The following is a 21499-nucleotide window of genomic DNA, read 5'->3' on the forward strand; positions in this document are numbered from 1 at the left end:
TATCTCCGGAACCGAGTCCCTTCTCCTCTCGTCCGAACTAGTCGTCTAGTTTGCTGACGAGAGGGGAAGGGACATGGTCATGACCGCAGACGCGCTGACCGCCGACGAGATCGACGACCTCGCGCGCCGCGCCCAGGGCGGGGACACCGACGCGATGGAGGCACTGCTCGCCGCGGTGCGTCCCCGCACGCTGAACGTGTGCCGCGGGGTGCTGCCGCACCTCGCCGACGCGGAGGACGCCTGCCAGGAGGCGCTGCTCAACGTCGCCCGCAAGATCGGCAGCTGGAACGGCCGGGGCCGCTTCACCACCTGGCTGCACGTCGTCGCCGTCAACAGCGCCCGCACGACGTACCGCCGCCTGAAGAACCAGGCCACCCCGCAGGACCCGCAGGAGAGCTTCGGCCTGGACCGGCCCGACCCGCGCACCACCAGCGTCATCGCCGGCACCCGCCTCGACCTCCTCGAGGCGATGGAGACCATCGAGAAGGACCACCCGCAGTTCGTCGAGCCGCTGCTGCTGCGCGACGTCTACGGCCTCTCGTACGACGAGATCGCCACCCTGCTCGGAGTGCCGCTCGGCACCGTCAAGGCGCAGATCCACCACGGCCGCAAGCTCGCCCGTCCCCTGCTCAGAGGCGGCGAGTGAGGGCCACCCTCGCGCTGATCCTGGCGCTCGGCGTCCTCGTCACCGGCTGCACCGGGAGCGAGAGCGCCGAGCCCACCCCGACGCCGTCCGGCTCCGCCACCATCCCCGACCCGACGCCCCTGGACTCCCGCAGCGTGCCGGTCGAGGACCGCGTCTACCCGGAGTACGGCGACCCGGTCGTGGACGCCCTCACCTACGCGCTCCACCTCGACTGGTCGCCGACCACGCGGACCCTGCGCGCCCGGGAGGTGCTGGACTTCCGCGCCACCGACGACGCACCCGTCGTCCACCTGGCGCTCGGCGAGCCGCTCACCGTCGAGCGCGCCCGGCTCGACGGCAGGCCCGTCGAGGTCGCCCACGACGGCACGGACCTCGTCGTCCGCCAGCGCGTCCGGGGCGGGCAGTCCTACCGGCTCGCGCTGACCTACGCCGGCCGCCCTCGGCCCGCCGACGCGCCGACGCAGCGCAGCGACATCGACGGCCTCGGCTGGACGACCACCGCCGACGGCGAGGTGTGGACGATGCAGGAGCCGTACGGCGCGTTCACCTGGTACGCCGTCAACGACCAGCCCTCCGACAAGGCCCGCTACCAGATCGAGATCACCGCGCCCCGCCCGATGGTCGGCGTGGCCAACGGCTCGCTGGGCCTGCGCACGACGAAGCACGGCGAGACCACGACCTCCTGGGACGCCGCCGCGCCGATGTCGTCGTACCTCGTGACGGTCGCGATCGGCGACCTGCGGGAGACCGAGGACCGCTCGGAGTCCGGCGTCCCGCTGACCTACTGGACGCCGGCCGGCCGGCCCGGACTCGTCGACCGGTTGCGGGAGACGCCGGACGCGCTCGCGTGGCTCGAGGACCGCCTCGGCCCCTTCCCCTTCAGCAGCCTCGGCATCCTCGTGGTCGACTCGCGCAGCGGCATGGAGACCCAGACGATGATCACGCTCGGCGACACGGCCTACGCCACCTCGCCGGACGTGCTGGTGCACGAGATCGCGCACCAGTGGTACGGCGACCTGGTCACGCCCACCGACTGGCGCGACGTGTGGATGAACGAGGGCATGGCGATGTACCTCCAGGCCGTCTGGGCCGCGCACGACGACCCGGACGTGCTGCGCAGCACCCTCGCCCAGTGGGCGTCGGACGACCAGGACCTGCGGGACGACGCCGGGCCGCCGGCCGACTACGACCCCGACTCCTTCGGCGCCACCAACGTCTACACGATCCCCGCACGGATGTGGGACGCGCTGCGCCAGCGGGTGGGCGACGACGAGTTCTGGCGGCTGGTCCGCGCGTGGCCGGTGACGCACGCCTACGGCAATGCGGGCTACGACGACATCACGGCGTGGTGGTCGAAGCAGACCGGCGAGGACCTGTCCGGCTTCTTCCACGACTGGCTGCTGGGCGAGACCACCCCGGGGTCGGACGCGTCCGCATCTGCTGTCGGCTGATCCGCTTGCCCCGGCCGCGGTCGGTCGGCGAGCGTGGCCGCATGCGCATCCTGGTCCTCGGCGGCACGGTCTTCCTCTCCCGGGCGGTCGCGGAGGACGCCGTACGCCGGGGGCACGAGGTGACCTGCGCCAGCCGCGGCGCGTCGGGCTCGGTGCCCGACGGGGTGCGGCACGTCGCGTGGGACCGGGACGCGACCGTCCCCGACGAGCTCGACGACACCTTCGACGCGGTCGTCGACGTGGCCCGGCACCCCTCGCGCGTCCGGTCGGCGCTGGCCCGTTTCCCCCGTGCCCACTGGGTCTTCGTGTCCACCGTCAATGTCTACGCCGACGACAGCACGCCCGGAGGCCGGCCCGGGACGCTGCCGCTGCGCGACCCCCAGCCCGAGGACGTCGACCTCTCCGTCGACCCGGAGGCCTACGGCCCGATGAAGGTCGCCTGCGAGCAGCTGGTCCGCGACGGCGCCGCGTCCTGGACGGTGGTCCGCCCCGGCCTGATCGTCGGTCCCGGCGATCCGAGCGGCCGCTTCAGCTACTGGCCGGTGCGGCTCGACGACGGCGGCGAGGCGCTCGCCGGCGGTCGGCCGGAGGACAGCATGCAGGTGATCGACGTGCGCGACCTCGCGGCCTGGATCGTCACCTGCGCCGAGGAGCGGACCACCGGCGTCTACGACGGCGTCGGCGACGTGCTGCCGGTCGGCGACGTGCTCGCCCAGGTCGCGTCCGGCGTCGGCGCGACGGCCACGCTCACCTGGGTGCCGCAGGAGGTGCTGGCCGAGCAGGGCGTCGAGCCGTGGATGGGTCCGGACGCGCTGCCCCTGTGGCTCCCCCGGCCCGAGTACGACGGCCTGCCCGCCCACGACCCGGCGCCGTCGTACGCCGCCGGGCTGGCGACCCGCTCGATCGCCGAGACCGCGCGCGACACCCTCGTCTGGGTGCGCGCGACCCCGGACGCGCCGACGACAGGCCTCTCGCGCGAGAAGGAGGCCGCGGTGCTGGCCGCCTGGCACGCCTCAGAGGGCTAGCGGCTCCTCGAAGCGGGCGCCGAAGGCGACCTCGCCCATCGGCCTGCGGGTGCGCGGCGCGAGCTCGCTCTCGACCGCGAGCCCGACGGCGATGCCCGTGGTGACCTGCCAGTGGGCCGGGACCGCCGCCGCCCGCGCGAGACCGGCGTGGTCGAAGGCCGCGAACTGGTGGCAGGAGAGGCCGAGGGCCCCGGCCTGGACCGTCAGCAGCGCGACCGCCTGGCCGAGGTCGTAGGCGGCGTAGTCGGAGTAGACGAGCGCATCCTCCTCGGGACCCGAGGCCGTGCGGTGCAGCGTGAAGACCAGGGCCGACGCCGCCGGTGCCCACCTGCGGACGCTCGGCGCGAGCAGCGGCACGAACGCGTCGTGGGCGGCGTCGCCGCGGCGGCCGACCAGGAACGCCCACGGCTGCGAGTTGCCGGCCGACGGCGCCCACCGTGCCGCCTCCAGCAGGGACGCGAGCTCCGCGTCGCCGAGCTCGTGGCGTCCGTCGTACGCCCGGACGCTGCGCCGGTCGCGCAGCAGCGGCAGGATCTCGGGCTGGTCCATGTCGGGGCAGCCCGATCGCGAGCCGTCCTATTCCTGCCAGTCCGGGCCCCTGCGCGACGGCACAACATGCCCTCCGCAACGGACCCGGGCCCCACTAGCCTCGGGGGATGACCGAGGCCCGCCCCGCGCGACTCTCCGCCGCCGAGCTGATCGACCTCGTGCTCGACGAGGGGTCGTGGCACTCCTGGGACACCCCACCGGACCGCAGCGGCGTCTCCCCGGCGTACGCCGAGGCGCTGGCGGCGGCCTTCGACGCGTCGGGTGCCGACGAGTCGGTGCTCACCGGCGAGGGCCTGATGAAGGGCCGCCGGGTGGCGGTGCTGATGGGCGAGTTCGGCTTCCTCGCCGGCTCGATCGGCCGCGCGTCCGCGGACCGCCTGGTCGCCGCGATCACTCGCGCGACGGCCGAGGGCCTGCCGCTGCTGGCCGGGCCGGTGTCGGGCGGCACCCGCATGCAGGAGGGCACGCCGGCGTTCGTGCAGATGGTGCGGATCACCGAGGCGGTCGCCGCGCACAAGGCGGCCGGGCTGCCCTACCTCGTCTACCTCCGGCACCCCACGACCGGCGGTGTGATGGCGTCCTGGGGCTCGCTCGGGCACGTCACCGTCGCCGAGCCCGGCGCGCTCGTCGGCTTCCTCGGGCCGCGGGTCTACGAGGCCCTCTACGGCAAGCCCTTCCCGCCCGGCGTGCAGACCTCCGAGAACCTCTACGCCCACGGCATCGTCGACGCGGTCATGCCGCCCTCGGAGATCGCCGGGATCCTCGACCGGGCGCTCACCATCCTGCTCGCGCCGCGGCACGGCATCCGGCCCGTCCCCGACCCGGTGCCGCTGACGCCGCTGCCCGAGGTCGAGACGTGGGACGCCGTGCTGCGCTCGCGGCGACCCGACCGCCCCGGCGTACGACGGCTCCTGAAGTACGCCGCCAGCGACGTGATCCCGCTCAACGGCACGGGTCAGGGCGAGCGCGATCCCGGGCTGCTGCTCGCGCTGGTGCGCTTCGGGGAGGCGCCGTGCGTCTTCCTCGGGCAGGACCGGCGCGGCCAGACCGACGAGCACCCGATGGGACCCGAGGCGCTGCGCGAGGCCCAGCGCGGGATGCGGCTCGCCTCCGAGCTCGGGCTGCCGCTGGTGACGGTGATCGACACCCGCGGTGCGGCGCTGTCGGCCGAGGCCGAGGAGGGCGGACTGGCCGGCGAGATCGCCCGCTGCCTGCACGAGCTGGTGACCCTCTCCGCCCCCACGCTCTGCCTGATGCTGGGCGAGGGCAACGGCGGCGGCGCACTCGCCTTCCTGCCCGCCGACCGGGTGATCGCCGCCCAGCACGCCTGGCTCTCCCCGCTCCCGCCTGAGGGCGCCAGCGCGATCGTGCACCGCGACCTCGACCACGCCCCCGAGATGGCACGCGCGCAGCAGGTCCGCGCCCTCGACCTCCGCGACCGCGGCATCGTCGACCGGATCGTCGCCGAGCACCCCGACGCGGCCGACGAGCCCGAGGAGTTCTGCCGCCGGGTCGGCGCCGTCCTCGAGCACGAGCTCGCCGCGCTCCTCGACTCCGGCCCCGGCTCGCCTGCCGACCGGGCGCGGCGCTACGCCTAGCGGCGGGTTTCCCCGGCTGCCCGGGGAAACCCGCCCGCCACGCCGGGCAGGTACGGCGTGGCGGGCGGGTTCTGGCTGACGACCCGCGCCAACGGACTAGAACGCGTTACAGTTCTGGCCCATGAAGACGTACGCCGTGAGCGGGGCGGCCTCGGGCATCGGCGCGGCGACCGCGAGGATGCTGCGCGCCCAGGGCCACCGGGTGATCGGGATCGACCGGACTGCGGCCGACGGGGTCGACGTCCGGGCCGACCTGGCCACGCCGGAGGGCCGCGCGCAGGCCGTCGCCGACGTCAGGGCGCTCACCGACACGTTGCACGGACTGGTGCCGGCCGCCGGGATCACCGGGCGCACGGGGGTCGACTCGGCGCTGCTGGTGTCGATCAACTTCTTCGGCGCGATCGCGCTGGTCACCGGCCTCCACGACGAGCTGACCCGCGGCGCACGGGACGGCGGCGCGGGCGTGGTGCTGCTGGCCTCCAACTCCATCACCGGCATGCCCGGCTGGAACGCACCCACCGCGCAGGCCTGCCTCCGCGACGACGAGCCGCTGGCCCGCGAGGAGGCGGCGAAGGTCGACTCCGTCTTCGTCTACCCCGCCAGCAAGGCCGCGCTCGCCTGGTGGGCGCGCCGCGAGGGCGTGAAGCCCGAGTGGGCCGGCGCCGGCATCCGGCTCAACTCCGTCGCCCCCGGCGCCACCGAGACGCCGATGGTCGCCGAGATGCGCGCGGACCCGGTCTTCGGCCCGGCCATCGACGCCTACCCCAACGCGATCGGCCGCACCGGGAGGCCGGAGGAGGTCGCGGCGACCATCGGCTTCCTGCTCTCCGACGGCGCGGCCAACATCGTGGGCGCGGTCATCTACGTCGATGGCGGCACCGACGCGATCCTGCACCCGATCAGCCCGCAGGGCTGGGAGGTCACCGGCATCGAGCCGTAGCGGTACGCCGTACCCTCGACGACATGCGCGTCGCCCTGGTGCTCGGCTCCGGCGGCGCCCGTGGCTACGCGCACATCGGCGCGATCGCCGAGCTCGAGCGCCGCGACCACGAGGTCGTCGCGATCTCCGGCTCGTCGATGGGCGCCCTCGTCGGCGGGCTGTACGCCGCCGGCTCGCTCGACGGCTACACCGCCTGGGCGCGCTCGCTCCACCAGCGCGACGTGATCCGGCTGCTCGACCCGAAGTGGTCCGCGGGGGGCGCGATCAAGGCCGACCGGATCTTCGCCGAGGTGGAGTCGCTGGTCGGCGACCGGCTGATCGAGGACCTGCCGATCCCCTTCACCGCGGTCGCGACCGACCTGCGCGCGCGGCGCGAGGTGTGGTTCCAGCGCGGTCCGCTGCTCTCCGCGATCCGTGCGTCGATCGCCATCCCGGGCGTCATCACCCCCGTCGTCATGAACGGCCGCCTGCTCGCCGACGGCGGCCTGATGAACCCGGTCCCCATCGAGCCGACCGCCGCCGCGGCCGCCGACCTCACCGTCGCGATCTCGCTCTCCGGCGAGCGCGTGGCCGGCGAGCAGGCCGGGCCGGCGCGCGAGCCGTCCACCCCGACGTGGCGCGAGGAGCTCGTGGGGCGGGTACGCCGTACCGTCGGCCGCGAGCGGGGGCCCGACCCCGAGCCCGAACCGGAGCCCGATCCCGGACCCGAGCAGCTGCGGATCACCGACGTCGTCGGGCTGTCGATGGACGCCATGCAGGGGCTGGTCACCCGCTACCGGATGGCCGGCCTGCCGCCCGACGTCCTGGTGACGGTGCCGGTCTCGGCGGCGCGGTCGCTGGACTTCCACCGCGCCGCCGAGATGATCGAGCTGGGTCAGCGCCTCACGGCCGAGGCCCTCGACGCCGCAGGACGCTGACCGGTCAGTAGAGCAGCGCCGAGCCCGGGTCCTGCAGGATCCCGGCGACGTCCGCGAGGAAGCGCGAGCCCTTCTCGCCGTCGATGTGCCGGTGGTCGAAGGAGAGCGCCAGGGTGGTGACGTCGCGGACGACGATCTCGCCGGTGACCTCGTCGACCCACGGCCGCTTGTTGATCGCGCCGAAGCACAGGATCGCGGACTCGCCGGGGTTGATGATCGGGGTGCCGGCGTCGACGCCGAACACGCCGACGTTGGTGATCGTGAACGTGCCGCCGCTCATCTCCGCCGGCTGCGTCTTGCCCGACCGCGCCGTCTCCACGAGCTCGCCGAGCGCGCCCGCCAGGTCACCGAGCGACATCGCGTCGGCGTCCTTCACGTTGGGCACGACCAGGCCGCGCGGCGTCGCCGCGGCGATGCCGAGGTTGACGTAGTGCTGGTAGACGACCTCCTGCGCGGCCTCGTCCCACCAGGAGTTGATCTCCGGCGTACGACGGATCGCGAGCAGGGTCGCCCTGGCCAGCAGGAGCAGCGGGTTGACCCGCACGTCGCGCAGCTCGCGCCGTCCCTTGAGCCGCTCGACGAGCTCCATCGTGCGGGTGACGTCGACGGTGACCCACTCCGTGACGTGCGGGGCGGTGAAGGCCGACTGGCTCATCGCCTGCGCCATCATCTTGCGCACGCCCTTGATCGGCTCGCGGGTCTCGCGTGCCCCGGTGGGAACGGGGCTTCGAGACGGTTGCTGCGCCGCCTCCTCGACCACCGTTCCGACGGCGCCCTCGACGTCCTCGCGGCAGACGGTGCCGTTCGGACCCGTGGGCGTCAGGGTGCGCAGGTCGACGCCGAGGTCCTTGGCCAGCTTGCGCACCGGCGGCTTCGCGAGCACCTGCACCGACCCGGTCGCGACGGCGGCCGGCGCCGAGGGCACCGGCTCGGGCGCGGTCTCGGCCTCCACCATCGGCGACGCGCCGACCTCGAAGGCGGCCTGCGCCTGCATGTGCGCGGCAACCGCGCCCGACGAGACCTTGCGGGCCCGGCGGACCGGGCCGCGGTCGGCCTTGTTGCGGCCGACCAGCGACTCGCCCTCGACCCCACCGGACGCGGCCGGGTTGGACAGGTCGATCTCGGCGGGCGCCTCGGGCGTGGCCGCGGCCGGCTCGCCGATCGCGATGATCGGGGTGCCGACGGCGACGGTCTCGCCGACCTCGACGAGCAGCGCGCCGACCTCGCCGGCGTACGGCGAGGGCAGCTCCACGATGGACTTGGCGGTCTCGATCTCGACGACCACCTGGTTGATCTCGACGACGTCGCCGACCTTCACGTGCCAGGCCACGATCTCGGCCTCGGTCAGGCCCTCGCCGACGTCGGGCAGCTTGTACTCCGGCATCCCAGCCCCTCAGAATCCGAGCGATCGGTCGACGGCGTCGAGGATCCGGTCGAGGTCGGGGAGGTAGTCCTCCTCGATCCGCGACGGCGGGTAGGGCGTGTCGAACGCCCCGACCCGCAGCACCGGCGCCTCGAGGGAGTAGAAGCACTCCTCGGTGATCCGGGCCGCGACCTCCGCGCCGAGGCCGAGGTTGACGTGCGCCTCGTGGGCGACGACCGCGCGGCCGGTACGGCGTACGGACTCCAGCACCGGGCCCATGTCGAGCGGCGAGAGCGTGCGGAGGTCGATCACCTCGAGCGAGCGACCCTCGCCGGAGGCGGCCTCGGCCGCCTTCATCGCGGTGCGCACCATCGGCCCGTAGGCCAGCACGGTGACGTCGGTGCCGGCGCGCACCACGCGCGAGCGGAAGAGCGGCTCGGGCGTCGCGGTGTCGTCGAGGTCGGCCTTGTCGGCGTGGTACTGCCGCTTGGGCTCCAGGAAGATCACCGGGTCGTCGCAGGCGATGGCCTGCTGGATCATCCAGTAGCCGTCGACCGGGTTGGAGCAGGCGACCACCTTGAGGCCGGGCGTGTGCGCGAACTGCGCCTCCGGCGACTCGCTGTGGTGCTCGACCGCGCCGATGCCGCCACCGAAGGGGATCCGGATGACCATCGGCATCTTGACCTTGCCCTGCGAGCGGTAGTGGATCTTCGCGACCTGGCAGACGATCTGGTCGTACGCCGGGTAGACGAACCCGTCGAACTGGATCTCCACCACCGGACGGTAGCCGCGCATCGCGAGGCCGACCGCGGTGCCGACGATGCCGGACTCGGCGAGCGGCGAGTCGATGACCCGGTCCTCGCCGAAGTCCTTCTGCAGGCCGTCGGTGATCCGGAAGACGCCGCCGAGCTTGCCGACGTCCTCGCCCATGAGGAGGACCTTGGCGTCGTCCTCCATCGCCTTGCGCAGGCCCATGTTGAGGCCCTTGGCGAGCGTGATCTTCTGAGTCCCCTGCGTGCTCACGAGTGCGCCCCCTCGAACGAGTCGAGGTAGTCCGCGAAGCCGTCGCGCTGGACGGCGAGCTCCTCGGTCATCTCGGCGTAGACGTTGTCGAAGATCTGCAGCGGCTGCGGGTCGGGCAGCGCCTTGCAGCCCTCGCGCAGGTGGACGCCGAGGTCGTCGGCCTCGCCCTGCACCGCCGCGAAGAAGTCGTCGTCGGCGAGCCCGTTGCGCCGCAGGTAGACCTCGACCCGGGCGATCGGGTCCTTGAGCTTCCAGCGCTCCAGGTCGTCGGAGAGCCGGTAGCGGGTCGGGTCGTCCGTCGTGGTGTGGGCGCCCATCCGGTAGGTGTAGGCCTCGACGAACGTCGGGCCCTGGCCGTCGCGGGCACGCTGGAGCGCCGCCTGCGTCACGGCGTACGTCGCGAGCACGTCGTTGCCGTCGACCCGGACGCCGGGAAAGCCGAAGCCGAGAGCCCGCTGGTAGAGCGGGATCCGGGTCTGCCGCTCGATCGGCTCCGAGATCGCCCACTGGTTGTTCTGGCAGAAGAAGACGACCGGGGCGTTGTAGGACGCGGCGAAGATGAACGACTCGTTGACGTCGCCCTGCGAGGAGGCGCCGTCGCCGAAGTGGGCGATCACCGCGGCGTCCCGCTCGGCGTCGCCGGTCCCGACGACCCCGTCGCGCTGCAGGCCCATGGCGTAGCCGGTCGCGTGCAGGGTCTGCGCGCCGATGACGATCGTGTAGAGACCGAAGTTGTTGTCGTTCGGGTTCCAGCTGCCGTGGTCGACACCGCGGAAGAGGCCGAGCAGGTCGAGCGGGTCGACCCCGCGGCACCAGGCGACGCCGTGCTCGCGGTAGGTCGGGAAGACGAAGTCCTGCGGGCGCAGGGCGCGGCCGGCGCCGATCTGCGCGGCCTCCTGGCCGAGCAGCTGGGCCCAGATGCCGAGCTCGCCGTGGCGCTGGAGCGCGGTGGCCTCGACGTCGATGCGCCGGGTGAGGACCATGTCGCGGTAGAAGCCGCGGATCACCTCGTCCTCCGGGACACCGCCGGTGTCGAACCGGAAGTCCGGGTGGTCGACGCGCTCGCCCTCGGGCGTCAGGAGCTGGACCAGCTCCGGACCTCCGTCCTGCTGGGACGGACCGAAGACCTCGACGAGGTCCGGGCCGAAACCATCTGGCTGCTGGGTCACGTGCACTCCTTCGAGGTCATCGGCCTGGGCGGGGTCTCCGCGTGCCGAGGTCAGCTGCTCCGGACGCGGGCGCGGGGTGGTGGCCCTGTGACCCGGAGCACATCGTGCACGGCAAAAGTACCTGCGGCATCGTGGCCGCCGCCAATCAGCCCCGCCCCGAACCGTCGGGATGCACCAGCGGCCCGCTCCACCACGCCGGGAGGAGCGACTCGTCGAGGTCGACGAACGCCTGCGGGTCCGGCGCCCCGGACGCCCCCAGCCACACCCGGACGACGCCGACCGTGCCGAACGCGACGAACGACGCACCCGCCTCGTCGACCCGCAGCCGACCCTGCTCGCGCAGCAGCAGGCTCGAGGCGAGGAAGTGCTCGGCCAGCATCGTGACCAGGCTGCCCGGACCCGCGTCCGGCGCGAGGCCGCGCCGGTAGATCGCCGCGTGGTCGCGCAGGTGCGCGGCGACGTCGTACGTCGTGCGGCGCACCGCCTCGGCCGCGTCCAGGCCCGGGTCGGCCAGGTGGTGGGCGCGGATGCCGTCGAGCTCGGCGGTGAGGGCGTCGCGGAGCAGGTCGCCCGGCGACGCGGCGTGCTCGTAGAACGTCGACCGGTGCACCGCCGCCGCCTCCGCGACCGCGGTCACCGACAGCTCGGCGACGGGGGTGTCCTCGGCGAGCCGCAGCACCGCGGCGTACAGCCGCTCCTGGCTCCTGCGCTGCCGGGCGTCCACGAGGGAATGCAATCCGACACGTGTCGGTTACGTCAATATCCGACAAGTGTCGGACAACTCCAGAAGGGATGACAACCATGGCCACCTACGACGTCTCCGAGCGCTCCGCGATCGTCACCGGAGCGGGCTCCGGCATCGGCCGCGCGATCGCGAGGCTGCTCGCCGCCAACGGCGCGGCGGTGCTCGTCACCGACCTCCTGCCCGACGCCGCCGACGCGGTCGTCGCCGAGATCGTCGAGGCCGGCGGGACCGCGAAGGCCTTCGTCGGCGACGCGTCCGACCCCGAGGTCGCGGCCCGGGCCGTCGAGGAGGCGAACGCCCTCGCCCCGCTGCGGATCGCGGTCAACAACGCCGGCATCGGCGGCGCGAACGCACCGGTCGGCGAGTACCCCGTCGACAGCTGGCGCAAGGTCATCGACGTGAACCTCAACGGCGTCTTCTACGGCGTCCGCGCGCAGGTCCCGGTCATCGCGGCCAACGGCGGCGGCGCGATCGTCAACATGGCCTCGGTGCTCGGCTCGGTCGGCATCGCCGGCTCCTCGGCGTACGTCACCGCCAAGCACGGACTGCTGGGCCTGACCAAGAACGCCGCCCTCGAGTACGGCGACCAGGGCGTCCGCGTCACCGCCGTCGGCCCGGGCTTCATCCACACCCCGCTGGTCGACGCGACCCTCGACGCCGCCACCCAGGAGGCGCTCGCCGCCCAGCACGCCGCCGGCCGCCTCGGCACCCCCGACGAGGTCGCCGCCCTCGTCGCCTTCCTGGTCTCCGACGCCGCCACCTTCGTGACCGGCAGCTACCACCTCGTGGACGGCGGGTACGCCGCCTCCTGAGCCGCACCCGGCCCACCTCGGCGCCGCCTCCTCGTGCGATCCTGGAGGCGGCGCACACCGGTTCGGGGACGGAGGACGCGATGAGCGACGAGCAGCTGGTCAACCGGGTGGTGAGCACCCTGCGCAGCAGCCGTCCCAGTCCCGTCGCCGAGTCGGTGCACCAGGCGGTCCTGGACGCCGCCGCCGCCCTCCAGGTGCGTCGCAGCGCCCTCGCGTCCCGCCTCGCGGCGGGCCGGCCGGCCGAGGCGGACGTCGTCGGCGTCGGCCCGGAGGGGATGAACGCCTGGATGGCCCGCCGCTCGGCGCACTGGCGGACGTTGCTGTCCACCCGCCCCAACGGGCTGCTCGAGCACCTGCGCGTCGGCCTGCCGCTCAGCCGGGTCCGGATCCGCGGCGGCACGCACATCGAGACCGTCTACGACTACTGGGGCCTCGAGCCCGCGGCCCGCGTCATGGTCGCCAACGAGACCCTCGGGATCTACCGCCAGGGCCACGCGCCGTTGCAGATGAGCCTGGTCGACGACCGGTTCGTGCTCCTGCACGGCCCGGAGGTCGACGGCCAGCCGTCGCTGATGGCGACGACGGACACCGCCTGCCTCGCTGCGGCCCGGCACTACTGGGATGCCGCGCGCGCCTCGACCTTCGAGGTCCCGGCGCCGCCCGTGATCGCCGACCTCTCCCCGCGGCAGCGGCAGGTCGTCGCCCTGCTGAGCGAGGGTCACGCCGACGACGTCATCGCCACCTCGCTCGAGGTGAGCATCCGCACCGTCCGCACCGAGGTCGCGGCGGTGCTCGCCACCCTCGGCGTCCGCTCCCGCTTCGCCGCCGGCACCCGCCTCCAGCTGGCGGACGTGCTGCAGACCGACGACCCGCCCGGTCCCTAGTCTGGACACATGTCCGCCTCCGACGTCTCCGCCTCGACCACGATCGCCGCCCCGCCGGCGACGATCTTCGCGATCCTGGCCGACCCGCGGCAGCACGCCCGGATCGACGGGTCCGGCACCGTGCGAGGCGCGGTGTCCGGGCCCGAGCGGCTCGAGCTCGGCTCCCGGTTCGGGATGCGGATGAAGCTCGGCGCGCCGTACCGGATCCGCAACACCGTCGTCGAGTACGACGCGGACCGCCTCATCGCCTGGCGACACGTCGGCACCCACCGGTGGCGCTACGAGCTCGAGCCGACCGCCGAGGGCACCCGCGTCACCGAGACCTGGGACGTCAGCCGCTGCAACGGCCCGACCCGGTGGGTGCTCGGCGCCCTCGGCTACCCGCGGACGCACGCGCGCTCGATCGAGCGGACCCTGGCCACCCTCAAGACGGTCGCCGAGGCAGACACGGCGGCCACGGCCGCCCCGTGACCCCCGAGGACCTGCCGGTCGGCGTCGGCCAGGGCCCGGGGTCGCGGATCCCGTCGAGCGCGCGCCAGGCGGTCCTCGACGCCGCGGCCGTGCTGCAGGTCCGGCGTACCGAGGCGGCCGCGGAGGCCGCTCGGGGGCGGCTCGCCGAGGGCGAGATCGTCGCGATCGGCATGAAGGCGATCAGCGAGTGGATGGCCAGCACGGCCGAGACCTGGGGCGAGATCCTCTCCGTCCGGCCGACCGCGACCGTCGCCCAGCTGCGGGCCGGCCTGCCCGCGAACCGCGCCGGGTTCGAGCGCGGGGTCTCGATGGTCAGTGTCTTCGACTTCTACGGCACCAGCGCCGAGGGCCGCATCCTGCTCGCCAACGAGCCGGTCGGGGGCTACCTCCTCGGCTGCGGTCCGGTGCAGATGAAGATCATCGACCGGCGCAGCGTCCTGCTCGAGGGCCCCGAGGTGGACGGCTTCCCCAGCCTGATGAGCGTGGGTTCCGCCGCGTGCATGGAGGCGGCGTGGCGCTACTGGGAGGCGGTGCTGGCGTCCTGCGTCCCGGCCGACGCCCCGTCGGAGCGCACAGCGGGCGAGTTCACGCGACGGCAGCGCCAGGTGATCGCGCTGATGGCCTCCGACCTCGGCGACGACGCCATCGCGGCCTCCCTCGGCGTCAGCGTGCGCACGGTGCGGGCCGACATCGCCGGCGTGCTCGCGGCGGTCGGCGTCCGGACCCGCTTCGCCGCGGCCGTGCGGCTCCACCGGCTCATCAGCGAGCCCGACTGACCTGCAGGTTCCTGCAGCCGGCGCGACAGGGACGGCCCGGGTCGTGTGTCCTGCTCCCCTCGGGGTTCGGCCGGCCCGCGGGGGAGCCGGCCGATCGTCCCGCGCCACCCGGGTGGGTCAGCGATCTGCCGGACCGGTCGACCGTCGGACGACGAGCTGGGTCGGCAGCACCCGGGTGGGCGGGTCGTCGCTGCGCGTGAGCACCTGGGCCGCGACCGCCTCCAGCGCGCGGGCCCCGGCGTCCTCGGTGCGCTCGGCGAGCGTGGTGAGCGCCGGGCTGCAGAAGTCCGAGCCGACGATGTTGTCGAAGCCGACCACGCTGACCTCCCCGGGCACGGCGACGCCGCGCTCCGCCAGCCGCAGCATCACCCCGATGGCGAGCATGTCGTTGTGGGCGACCACCGCGGTGGCACCCGCGGCCAGCACCGCGTCGGCGGCCGCCGGGCCGCCCGCCAGCACCGGCGCATAGGGCCCGAACCGGGTCGCCGTCATGCCCCGCGCCTCGGCGGCGGCGCGCAGGCCTGCCCAGCGGCGCGCGCCCGACCACGACTCCGGCGGGCCGCCGAGGAAGACCAGCGCCTCGTGGCCGAGGGAGGCGAGGTGGTCCACGATCTGACGCGTGCCGGCGTCGTAGTCGGCGACCACGCAGGCCAGACCCGGCGTCGCCCGGTTGACCAGGGCGATGGGGTTGAGCTCCGCCGCCCGGCGCAGCTCCTCGTCGGGCAGCCGGGAGGCGCTGAGCACGAAGCCGTCGACGGCCGGCCCGAGACGGCGGACCAGCTCCGCCTCGGCGCCGGGGTTCTCCGAGGTGTCGCCGAGGACGAGCGTGAGCCCGGCCCGCGCGGCCGCGCGCTCGGCGCCCTTGATGACGCCGGCGAAGTAGGGGTTGGTGATGTCGGGGACCAGCAGCGCGACCGTGCCGGTGCGCCCGGACTCGAGCGCCCGCGCGGCCGGGTTGGGCGCGTAGCCGAGCTGCTCGGCGACCGCCAGCACGTGCTCGCGGGTCTGGTGGTTGACCCGGCCCGGGTTGGTGAAGGCCCGCGAGACCGTCGACGCGGCGACGCCGGCGGCTGCCGCGACGTCGGTGATCGTGGCACGCTTGCGAGGAGGCACCCTCCGATTGTGGCAACAAATGGCAAACGCTTGTCATGTGACGCCCGCCACCTGAACCTCGACGCCATGACCGCACCGACCACCGCAGCACCGGCCACCGAGCCGGCCCGCACCCCGGGCAAGGCGGCGCTCGCCGCCTGGTTCGGCAGTGCGCTGGAGTACTACGACTTCGCGATCTACGGCACCGCCGCCGCGCTTGTCTTCCCCGACATCTTCTTCCCCGAGGGCAACGACACGGCCGCGACCGTCGCGGCGTTCGCCACCTTCGGCGTCGCCTACGTCGCGCGTCCGATCGGGTCGTTCTTCCTCGGCCACATCGGCGACGGCCTCGGCCGCAAGAAGGTGATGATCGGGACCATCCTGCTGATGGGCATCTCGACCTTCCTGGTCGGCTGCCTGCCGACCTACCACCAGGTCGGCATCCTCGCGCCGGTGCTGCTCGTGGCGCTGCGCATCCTGCAGGGCATCTCGGCCGCCGGCGAGCAGGCCGGCGCCAACTCGATGTCCTTCGAGCACGCCCCCGACGACCGGCGCGGCTTCTTCACCAGCTTCACGCTCAGCGGCACCCAGGGCGGGCAGATCCTCGCGCCCGCGGTGTTCCTGCCGCTGGCCGCGGTGCTCTCCGACGACGCCCTCCAGTCGTGGGGCTGGCGGATCCCCTTCTGGATCAGCGCCGCCGTGGTCCTCGTCGGGCTGGTGATCCGGCGCCGCCTCGACGAGACCCCGGAGTTCCAGGCCGAGGCGGAGGCCGAGGACACCCCGCGCGCGCCGCTGGCCGTGCTGTTCCGCGACCACTGGACCGCGGTGCTGCGGGTCTTCTTCGCCGCGTTCATCGCCACGGTCAACACGATGTTCGCCGTCTTCGCGCTCAACTTCGCGACCTCGGACGACTACGGCATCGGGATCGGCAAGACCACGATGCTCTGGCTCGCGATCGTCGCCAACCTGGTCGCGATCGCAGTCATCCCCTTCTGGGCGACGCTCTCCGACCGGATCGGCCGCAAGCCGGTCTTCGTCACCGGCCTGCTCGGCAGCGCGGTGCTCGTGGTCGCCTTCCTCGGCGCGATCGCGCACGGCCAGGTCGTGCTGATGTTCGTGCTCGGGGTCGCCCTCGCCGGTGTCGTCTACTCGATGCCCAACGCGGTCTGGCCGGCGACGTACGCCGAGTACTTCCCCACGCGCGTCCGGCTGTCCGGCATGGCGATCGGCACCCAGTTCGGCTTCGCGCTGGCGGGCTTCACCCCGACGATCGCGGGCGCGCTCATGAACGGCGACGCGGACAACTGGTACAAGGTCGCCCTCTTCGCCGCCGGCGCGTGCCTGGTCTCGGCCGTCGCCGTGGCCACCGGTCCGCGCGGCACCCACCTGGTCCCGACCCGCGAGGTCGGGCGGCGTACACCGCCCGCGGCGGCCGAGGCCTCCCGCGTGCACGTGAGCGTCGCATGAGCGAGCGCTACCTCCTCGGCCTGGTCGGCACCGGCATCGGCGCCTCCCTGACCCCGGCGATGCAGGAGCGTGAGGGCGCCGCCCACGGGCTGCGGGTGCAGTACCGCATCCTCGACGCCGACGAGCTGGGCCTCGGCGCGGACGACCTGCCGCAGCTGCTGACCTGGGCCGAGCGGCTCGGCTACGACGGGCTCAACATCACCCACCCCTTCAAGCAGGCGGTCATCCCGCTGCTCGACGAGCTCTCCGACGACGCCGACGACCTCGGCGCGGTCAACACCGTCGTGCTCCGCGACGGCCGCCGGCTCGGCCGCAACACCGACTGGTCGGGCTACGCCCGGGCGCTGCGCACGGCACTGCCCGACGCCGTCCGCGACCGGGTCGTCCTGGTCGGCGCCGGCGGCGCCGGCGCCGCGGTCGGCTACGGGCTGCTCGACCTCGGCGCCGCGCACGTGGCGGTCGTCGACACCGACACCGAGCGGGCCGAGGCGTGCGCGATCCGGCTCGCCAAGCGGTACGGCGACGACCGCGTCTCGGTCGCGTCCGACCTCGAGGCCGCGCTCGCCGACGCCGGTGGCGTCGTCAACGCGACCCCGGTCGGCATGCACGGCCACCCCGGCTCCGCCGTACCCGTGGGGCTGCTGCGGCCGGACCTCTGGGTCTCCGACGTCGTCTACTTCCCGCTCGAGACCGAGCTGGTCCGGGCGGCGCGTGAGCGGGGCTGCCGGGTGGTGCCGGGCGGCGGGATGGCGGTCGGCCAGGCCGTCGACGCGTTCGGACACTTCACCGGACGGGTCGCGGACGCCGACCGGATCGCGGCGCACTTCCGGGAGCTGACGGCATGAGGACCGGGATCGCGACCGTCTCCCTGAGCGGGGTCCTCACCGACAAGCTGGCGGCGATCGCGGCGGCGGGCTTCGACGGGATCGAGGTCTTCGACAACGACCTGATCGCCTCGCCGCTCTCCCCGCGCGAGGTGGCCCGTCGGTGCGCCGACCTCGGGCTGGCGATCGACCTCTTCCAGCCGGTGCGTGACGTCGAGGGCGTCCCGCCGGACCGCTTCGACGCCGTGCTGCACCGCTTCGGGGCCAAGCTCGGCGTGATGGAGGAGCTCGGCGCGACCACGGTCCTCTGCTGCTCCAACGTCGGCGCCGACGCGCTCGACGACCGCGACCTGTCCGCCGAGCAGCTGCACCGGCTCGGCGACCTGGCCGCCGAGTGCGGCGTGACCATCGCCTTCGAGGCGCTCGCCTGGGGCCGACACGTCGACCGGGTCGGTCAGGCCTGGGACGTCGTACGCCGCGCCGACCATCCCGCCGTCACCGTCGCGGTCGACACCTTCCACCTGCTCGCCCGCGGCGACGACGGCGCCGCGCTCGCCGGCATCCCCGGTGACCGGATCGGCTTCCTCCAGGTCGCGGACGCGCCACTGCTCGACATGGACGTGCTCGAGTGGAGCCGGCACTTCCGCTGCTTCCCCGGCGAGGGCACGCTCGACGTGGCCGGGGTGGTCGCCGCGACCCTCGCGGCGGGCTACACCGGACCCGTCTCGCTCGAGGTCTTCAGCGACGTCGTGCGCGAGGCCGACCCGGCCGACACCGCTCGCGACGCGATGCGCTCCCTGCTCCTCCTCGACGACCAGCTGCGCGCCACGCTGCCGCCGGCCCCGGTCGCCGTCGAGCCGGCCTTCCTCGAGGTGCCCGCCGGCCGCGGCGTCACGCCCGCGCTGCGGGCGCTCGGGCTGGCCCCGGTCGGCACCCATCGCAGCAAGCCGGTCACCCGCTGGAGCAACGGCGGCGTCGACGTCGTGGTCAACGACGACGACGCGGCCGAGCTGTCCCTCGGCGTCACCGCGGCCCCGGTCGCCGGGATCGCCGAGCGCGCGAAGGCGCTGCTGTGGCCCGAGGTCGACCGCACCCGCGGCGCGGGCGAGGCGCTGCTGCCCGGCATCGGCTCCCCGAGCGGGCTGCACCTGCTGGTGAGCGCGGAGGCCGGCGGACCCGACCACTGGGCGGACGACTTCGTCGGCACGGCGCCCGCCGCCGAGGACCTGGTCGCGATCGACCACGTGGTGGTCGCCGTCCCCACGCTGCGGCTCAACGAGGAGGTCTCCTTCCTGCGCTCGCTGCTGGCGCTGGAGCCCGGCGCGCCCGAGGAGTTCATGGAGCCGCACGGCCGGCTGCGGTCGCGCGCCTTCCGGCCACGGACCGGTGGCCTGCGCGTCGTGGTCAACGTCGAGGACACCGGCGCCGCACCGGCCACCGGCATCACCCAGGTCGCGCTGGCCTGCTCCGACGTCCGGGCCCGGGTGCGGGCCCTGCGGGACGCCGGCGTCCCACTGCTCGCCGTGCCGGACAACTACTACGCCGACCTCGACGCCCGCTTCGGCCTCGACGCCGAGCTGCTCGCCGACCTGCGCGCGCACAGCCTCTTCTACGACCGGGTCGGCGACGGCGAGCTGCTGCACGCCTTCACCGGCCCCCTCGCCACCGGCTTCCACGTCGAGCTGCTCGAGCGGAGCGGCGGGTACGACGGCTACGGCTCGGCCGGCACCCACGTGCGGCTGGCGGCGCAGCGGTCCGCGGGTCAGCTCGCCAGCGGGGGCTAATGCACCTCGCCGAGGTCCTCGTGGGCCTGGTGGGTGACGGGCTCGACCTGGAAGGTGGAGTGGCGCACGTCGAAGTGGGCGGCGGTGCAGTCGGCGAGCCGGTCGAGCACGCCGCCGACGCCGTGCTCGTCGAGGACCTCCTGGGTGACGGTCACGTGGGCGGAGAGGCTGGGCATGCCGCTGGTGATCGTCCAGGCGTGCAGGTCGTGGACGTCGACGACGCCGGGCATCTCCAGCAGGTGGCGGCGTACGTCGTCGAGGTCCATGCCGGCCGGGGCGATCTCGAGGAGCACCGAGGCCGACTCCTTCAGCAGCACGAGCGAGCGCGGCAGGATCAGCACCGCGATCACGAGCGACGCGAGCGGGTCGGCCCGGTGCCAGTCGGCGAGCAGGATGAGCAGGCCCGCGACCACCGCGAGGATCGAGCCGACCAGGTCGGCGAGCACCTCGTTGGCGGCGCCCCGGAGGTTGAGCGACCCGGTGTCGGAGCGGTTGAGGACGACGAGCGAGGCCGCGTTGGCGACCAGGCCGACGAGCGCGAAGCCGACCATCGGTCCGGCGTCGACGTGGGTCGGGTCGGCCAGGCGGGAGATGCCGGCGTAGGCGAGGTAGCCGCAGACCACCAGCAGCACGAGCGCGTTGACCATCGCGGCCAGGATCTCGGCGCGGTGCAGGCCGAAGGTGGACCGCTTCCCGCCCCGCAGGGAGGCGACGTACGACGCCCCGAGCGCGAGCACGACCGCGGCCGCGTCGGTGGCCATGTGGCCGGCGTCGGCGAGCAGCGCGAGCGAGCCGGTGAGCACCGCGCCGACCACCTCGACGACCATCACGACGAGCGTCACGCCGAGCACGATGCGCAGCCGCGACCGGTCCGCCGCGCGGCCGGCGGCGTGCCCGTGTGCGTGCCCGTGGTCGTGCCCCATGGGTCCATTGTGACAACCCGGTCACGACCGGCGGGTGGTGTGGGGGGACGGGAGTTTCGTCGGGGAACCCCGGCGGACCCGACCCCCGGACGGAAGCGCCAGCGTCTACGACGTCCAGACCGACAGGTCCGGCCCCTTCGGGACCACCTGGGTCGGATTGATGTCCCGATGGACGACGTAGTAGTGGGTCTTGATCTGGTCGAAGTCGGTGTTGTCGCCGAAGGCGGGGATCGCGTAGAGCTCCCGCGCGTAGCGCCACAGGTGCGGCATCTCGGTCAGCTTCTGGCGGTTGCACTTGAAGTGGCCGTGGTAGACCGCGTCGAAGCGGGCGAGCGTCGTCCAGAGCCGGACGTCGGCCTCGGTGAGGAGGTCGCCCATCAGGTAGCGGCGGGTCGAGAGCCGCTCCTCCAGCCAGTCGAGGGCGGTCCAGAGACGGTCGTACGCCGCGTCGTACGCCTCCTGCGAGCCGGCGAAGCCGCAGCGGTAGACGCCGTTGTTGACCTCGGTGTAGATCCGCTGCATGACCGGCTCCATCTCGTCGCGGAGGTCGGCCGGCCAGAGGTCGGGCGCATCGTCGCGGTGGAACTCCCGCCACTCGAAGAAGAAGTCGTGGGTGATCCACGGGAAGTCGTTGGTGACGACCTCGCCGCTGGCCTCCTCGACGACCGCCGGGACGGTGATCCCCTTCGGGTACTCGGGGAAGCGCGCGAGGTAGGCCTGCTGGAGCCGCTCGATGCCGAGCACGGGGTCGACTCCGCCGGGGTCGAGGTCGAAGGTCCAGCTGCGCTCGTCGTGGGTCGGGCCGCAGAGCCCGAGCGAGATGACGTCCTCGAGCCCGAGCAGCTGCCGCACGATCAGCGTGCGGGTCGCCCAGGGGCAGGCCTTCGCCGCGACGAGGCGGTAGCGGCCGGGCTCGACCGGCCACATCCGTCCGTCGGTCGGCCCGTGCTCCGGGGTCCGCGCGTCCTTGGTGATCCGGTCCGGGATGTACGACGCATCCCGCTTGAACTCGCCCGAGCTCGCATACGACATGCCGCCAG

Annotated in this window: 21 protein-coding genes; 13 read left to right on the top strand and 8 right to left on the bottom strand. The window is 73.8% G+C overall.

Annotation, left to right across the window (positions count from 1 at the left end; translation table 11 throughout):
- The first annotated feature begins 73 nt into the window (after positions 1-73).
- The 3 genes from K8U61_RS07360 to K8U61_RS07370 are packed head-to-tail and all read left to right on the top strand — an operon-like array spanning position 74 to position 3122.
- Entirely contained in the window at positions 74-646 is a 573-nt protein-coding gene (locus K8U61_RS07360) for an RNA polymerase sigma factor (RefSeq protein ID WP_308043117.1), read from the top strand.
- Positions 643-2097: a M1 family metallopeptidase gene (locus K8U61_RS07365; RefSeq protein WP_224122349.1), complete on the top strand. Its 1455-nt coding sequence runs from the start codon at positions 643-645 to the stop codon at positions 2095-2097. Before K8U61_RS07360 ends, K8U61_RS07365 begins: the two co-directional genes overlap by 4 nt.
- Positions 2098-2138: 41 nt before the next feature.
- On the top strand, positions 2139-3122 hold the full coding sequence (locus K8U61_RS07370) for an NAD-dependent epimerase/dehydratase family protein (protein ID WP_224122350.1): 984 nt from the start codon (positions 2139-2141) through the stop codon (positions 3120-3122).
- Here K8U61_RS07370 and K8U61_RS07375 read toward each other — a convergent pair.
- Entirely contained in the window at positions 3111-3671 is a 561-nt protein-coding gene (locus tag K8U61_RS07375) for a nitroreductase family protein (RefSeq protein ID WP_224122351.1), read from the bottom strand. The two genes, K8U61_RS07370 and K8U61_RS07375, sit on opposite strands and share 12 nt — an antisense overlap.
- Positions 3672-3778: 107 nt before the next feature.
- Here K8U61_RS07375 and K8U61_RS07380 point away from each other — a divergent pair, with 107 nt between their 5' ends.
- The 3 genes from K8U61_RS07380 to K8U61_RS07390 all read left to right on the top strand — a co-directional run bounded on the left by K8U61_RS07380 (position 3779) and on the right by K8U61_RS07390 (position 7126).
- Positions 3779-5269, top strand: a complete 1491-nt coding sequence (locus K8U61_RS07380; RefSeq protein WP_224122352.1) for a carboxyl transferase domain-containing protein — start codon at positions 3779-3781, stop codon at positions 5267-5269.
- A gap of 121 nt (positions 5270-5390) precedes the next feature.
- Positions 5391-6209 carry an SDR family oxidoreductase gene (locus tag K8U61_RS07385; RefSeq protein ID WP_224122353.1) on the top strand — a complete coding sequence of 273 codons (819 nt, stop codon included), beginning with the start codon at positions 5391-5393 and terminating at the stop codon, positions 6207-6209.
- Between the two features lie 23 nt (positions 6210-6232).
- Positions 6233-7126, top strand: coding sequence for a patatin-like phospholipase family protein (locus K8U61_RS07390; RefSeq protein WP_224122354.1), 894 nt, complete (start codon positions 6233-6235; stop codon positions 7124-7126).
- Positions 7127-7130: 4 nt separating this feature from the next.
- Here the strand turns inward: K8U61_RS07390 and K8U61_RS07395 are convergent, their stop codons facing one another.
- The 4 genes from K8U61_RS07395 to K8U61_RS07410 all read right to left on the bottom strand — a co-directional run bounded on the left by K8U61_RS07395 (position 7131) and on the right by K8U61_RS07410 (position 11405).
- Positions 7131-8510, bottom strand: a complete 1380-nt coding sequence (locus K8U61_RS07395) for a dihydrolipoamide acetyltransferase family protein (protein WP_224122355.1) — start codon at positions 8508-8510, stop codon at positions 7131-7133.
- 9 nt (positions 8511-8519) lie between these two features.
- Positions 8520-9512: an alpha-ketoacid dehydrogenase subunit beta gene (locus tag K8U61_RS07400; RefSeq protein WP_224122356.1), complete on the bottom strand. Its 993-nt coding sequence runs from the start codon at positions 9510-9512 to the stop codon at positions 8520-8522.
- On the bottom strand, positions 9509-10681 hold the full coding sequence (gene pdhA, locus K8U61_RS07405; RefSeq protein WP_372454205.1) for a pyruvate dehydrogenase (acetyl-transferring) E1 component subunit alpha: 1173 nt from the start codon (positions 10679-10681) through the stop codon (positions 9509-9511). Before pdhA ends, K8U61_RS07400 begins: the two co-directional genes overlap by 4 nt.
- A gap of 145 nt (positions 10682-10826) precedes the next feature.
- On the bottom strand, positions 10827-11405 hold the full coding sequence (locus K8U61_RS07410) for a hypothetical protein (RefSeq protein ID WP_224122357.1): 579 nt from the start codon (positions 11403-11405) through the stop codon (positions 10827-10829).
- A 77-nt stretch (positions 11406-11482) separates the two neighbouring features.
- Here K8U61_RS07410 and K8U61_RS07415 point away from each other — a divergent pair, with 77 nt between their 5' ends.
- The 4 genes from K8U61_RS07415 (at position 11483) to K8U61_RS25390 (ending at position 14369) form a co-directional block, all read left to right on the top strand.
- Positions 11483-12238 carry an SDR family NAD(P)-dependent oxidoreductase gene (locus K8U61_RS07415; protein ID WP_224122358.1) on the top strand — a complete coding sequence of 252 codons (756 nt, stop codon included), beginning with the start codon at positions 11483-11485 and terminating at the stop codon, positions 12236-12238.
- A gap of 80 nt (positions 12239-12318) precedes the next feature.
- A complete protein-coding gene (locus tag K8U61_RS07420; RefSeq protein WP_224122359.1) occupies positions 12319-13122 on the top strand; it encodes a helix-turn-helix transcriptional regulator in 804 nt (267 codons plus the stop codon).
- A 9-nt stretch (positions 13123-13131) separates the two neighbouring features.
- On the top strand, positions 13132-13593 hold the full coding sequence (locus K8U61_RS07425; protein WP_224122360.1) for an SRPBCC family protein: 462 nt from the start codon (positions 13132-13134) through the stop codon (positions 13591-13593).
- Positions 13590-14369 (top strand): helix-turn-helix transcriptional regulator, encoded by a 780-nt coding sequence (locus tag K8U61_RS25390; protein WP_224122361.1) that lies wholly within the window; start codon positions 13590-13592, stop codon positions 14367-14369. The genes K8U61_RS07425 and K8U61_RS25390 overlap by 4 nt, the downstream gene beginning before the upstream one ends.
- Before the next feature lie 117 nt (positions 14370-14486).
- On the opposite strand, the gene K8U61_RS07435 is transcribed toward K8U61_RS25390, so the two are convergent.
- Positions 14487-15482, bottom strand: coding sequence for a LacI family DNA-binding transcriptional regulator (locus K8U61_RS07435; RefSeq protein WP_224122362.1), 996 nt, complete (start codon positions 15480-15482; stop codon positions 14487-14489).
- Positions 15483-15548: 66 nt separating this feature from the next.
- Here K8U61_RS07435 and K8U61_RS07440 point away from each other — a divergent pair, with 66 nt between their 5' ends.
- The 3 genes from K8U61_RS07440 to K8U61_RS07450 are packed head-to-tail and all read left to right on the top strand — an operon-like array spanning position 15549 to position 19536.
- Positions 15549-16928, top strand: coding sequence for an MFS transporter (locus K8U61_RS07440; protein WP_224122363.1), 1380 nt, complete (start codon positions 15549-15551; stop codon positions 16926-16928).
- Positions 16925-17773 carry a shikimate dehydrogenase gene (locus K8U61_RS07445; RefSeq protein ID WP_224122364.1) on the top strand — a complete coding sequence of 283 codons (849 nt, stop codon included), beginning with the start codon at positions 16925-16927 and terminating at the stop codon, positions 17771-17773. Before K8U61_RS07440 ends, K8U61_RS07445 begins: the two co-directional genes overlap by 4 nt.
- Positions 17770-19536, top strand: a complete 1767-nt coding sequence (locus K8U61_RS07450; RefSeq protein ID WP_224122365.1) for a sugar phosphate isomerase/epimerase and 4-hydroxyphenylpyruvate domain-containing protein — start codon at positions 17770-17772, stop codon at positions 19534-19536. The genes K8U61_RS07445 and K8U61_RS07450 overlap by 4 nt, the downstream gene beginning before the upstream one ends.
- Here the strand turns inward: K8U61_RS07450 and K8U61_RS07455 are convergent.
- Positions 19533-20459: a cation diffusion facilitator family transporter gene (locus tag K8U61_RS07455; protein ID WP_224122366.1), complete on the bottom strand. Its 927-nt coding sequence runs from the start codon at positions 20457-20459 to the stop codon at positions 19533-19535. The genes K8U61_RS07450 and K8U61_RS07455 overlap by 4 nt on opposite strands.
- Before the next feature lie 105 nt (positions 20460-20564).
- Positions 20565-21491 (bottom strand): glutathione S-transferase family protein, encoded by a 927-nt coding sequence (locus tag K8U61_RS07460; RefSeq protein ID WP_224122367.1) that lies wholly within the window; start codon positions 21489-21491, stop codon positions 20565-20567.
- Positions 21492-21499 lie beyond the last annotated feature (8 nt).

Origin of the sequence: Nocardioides mangrovi (genome assembly GCF_020073815.1) — a bacterium.
Taxonomy (GTDB): Bacteria; Actinomycetota; Actinomycetes; order Propionibacteriales; family Nocardioidaceae; genus Nocardioides; species Nocardioides mangrovi.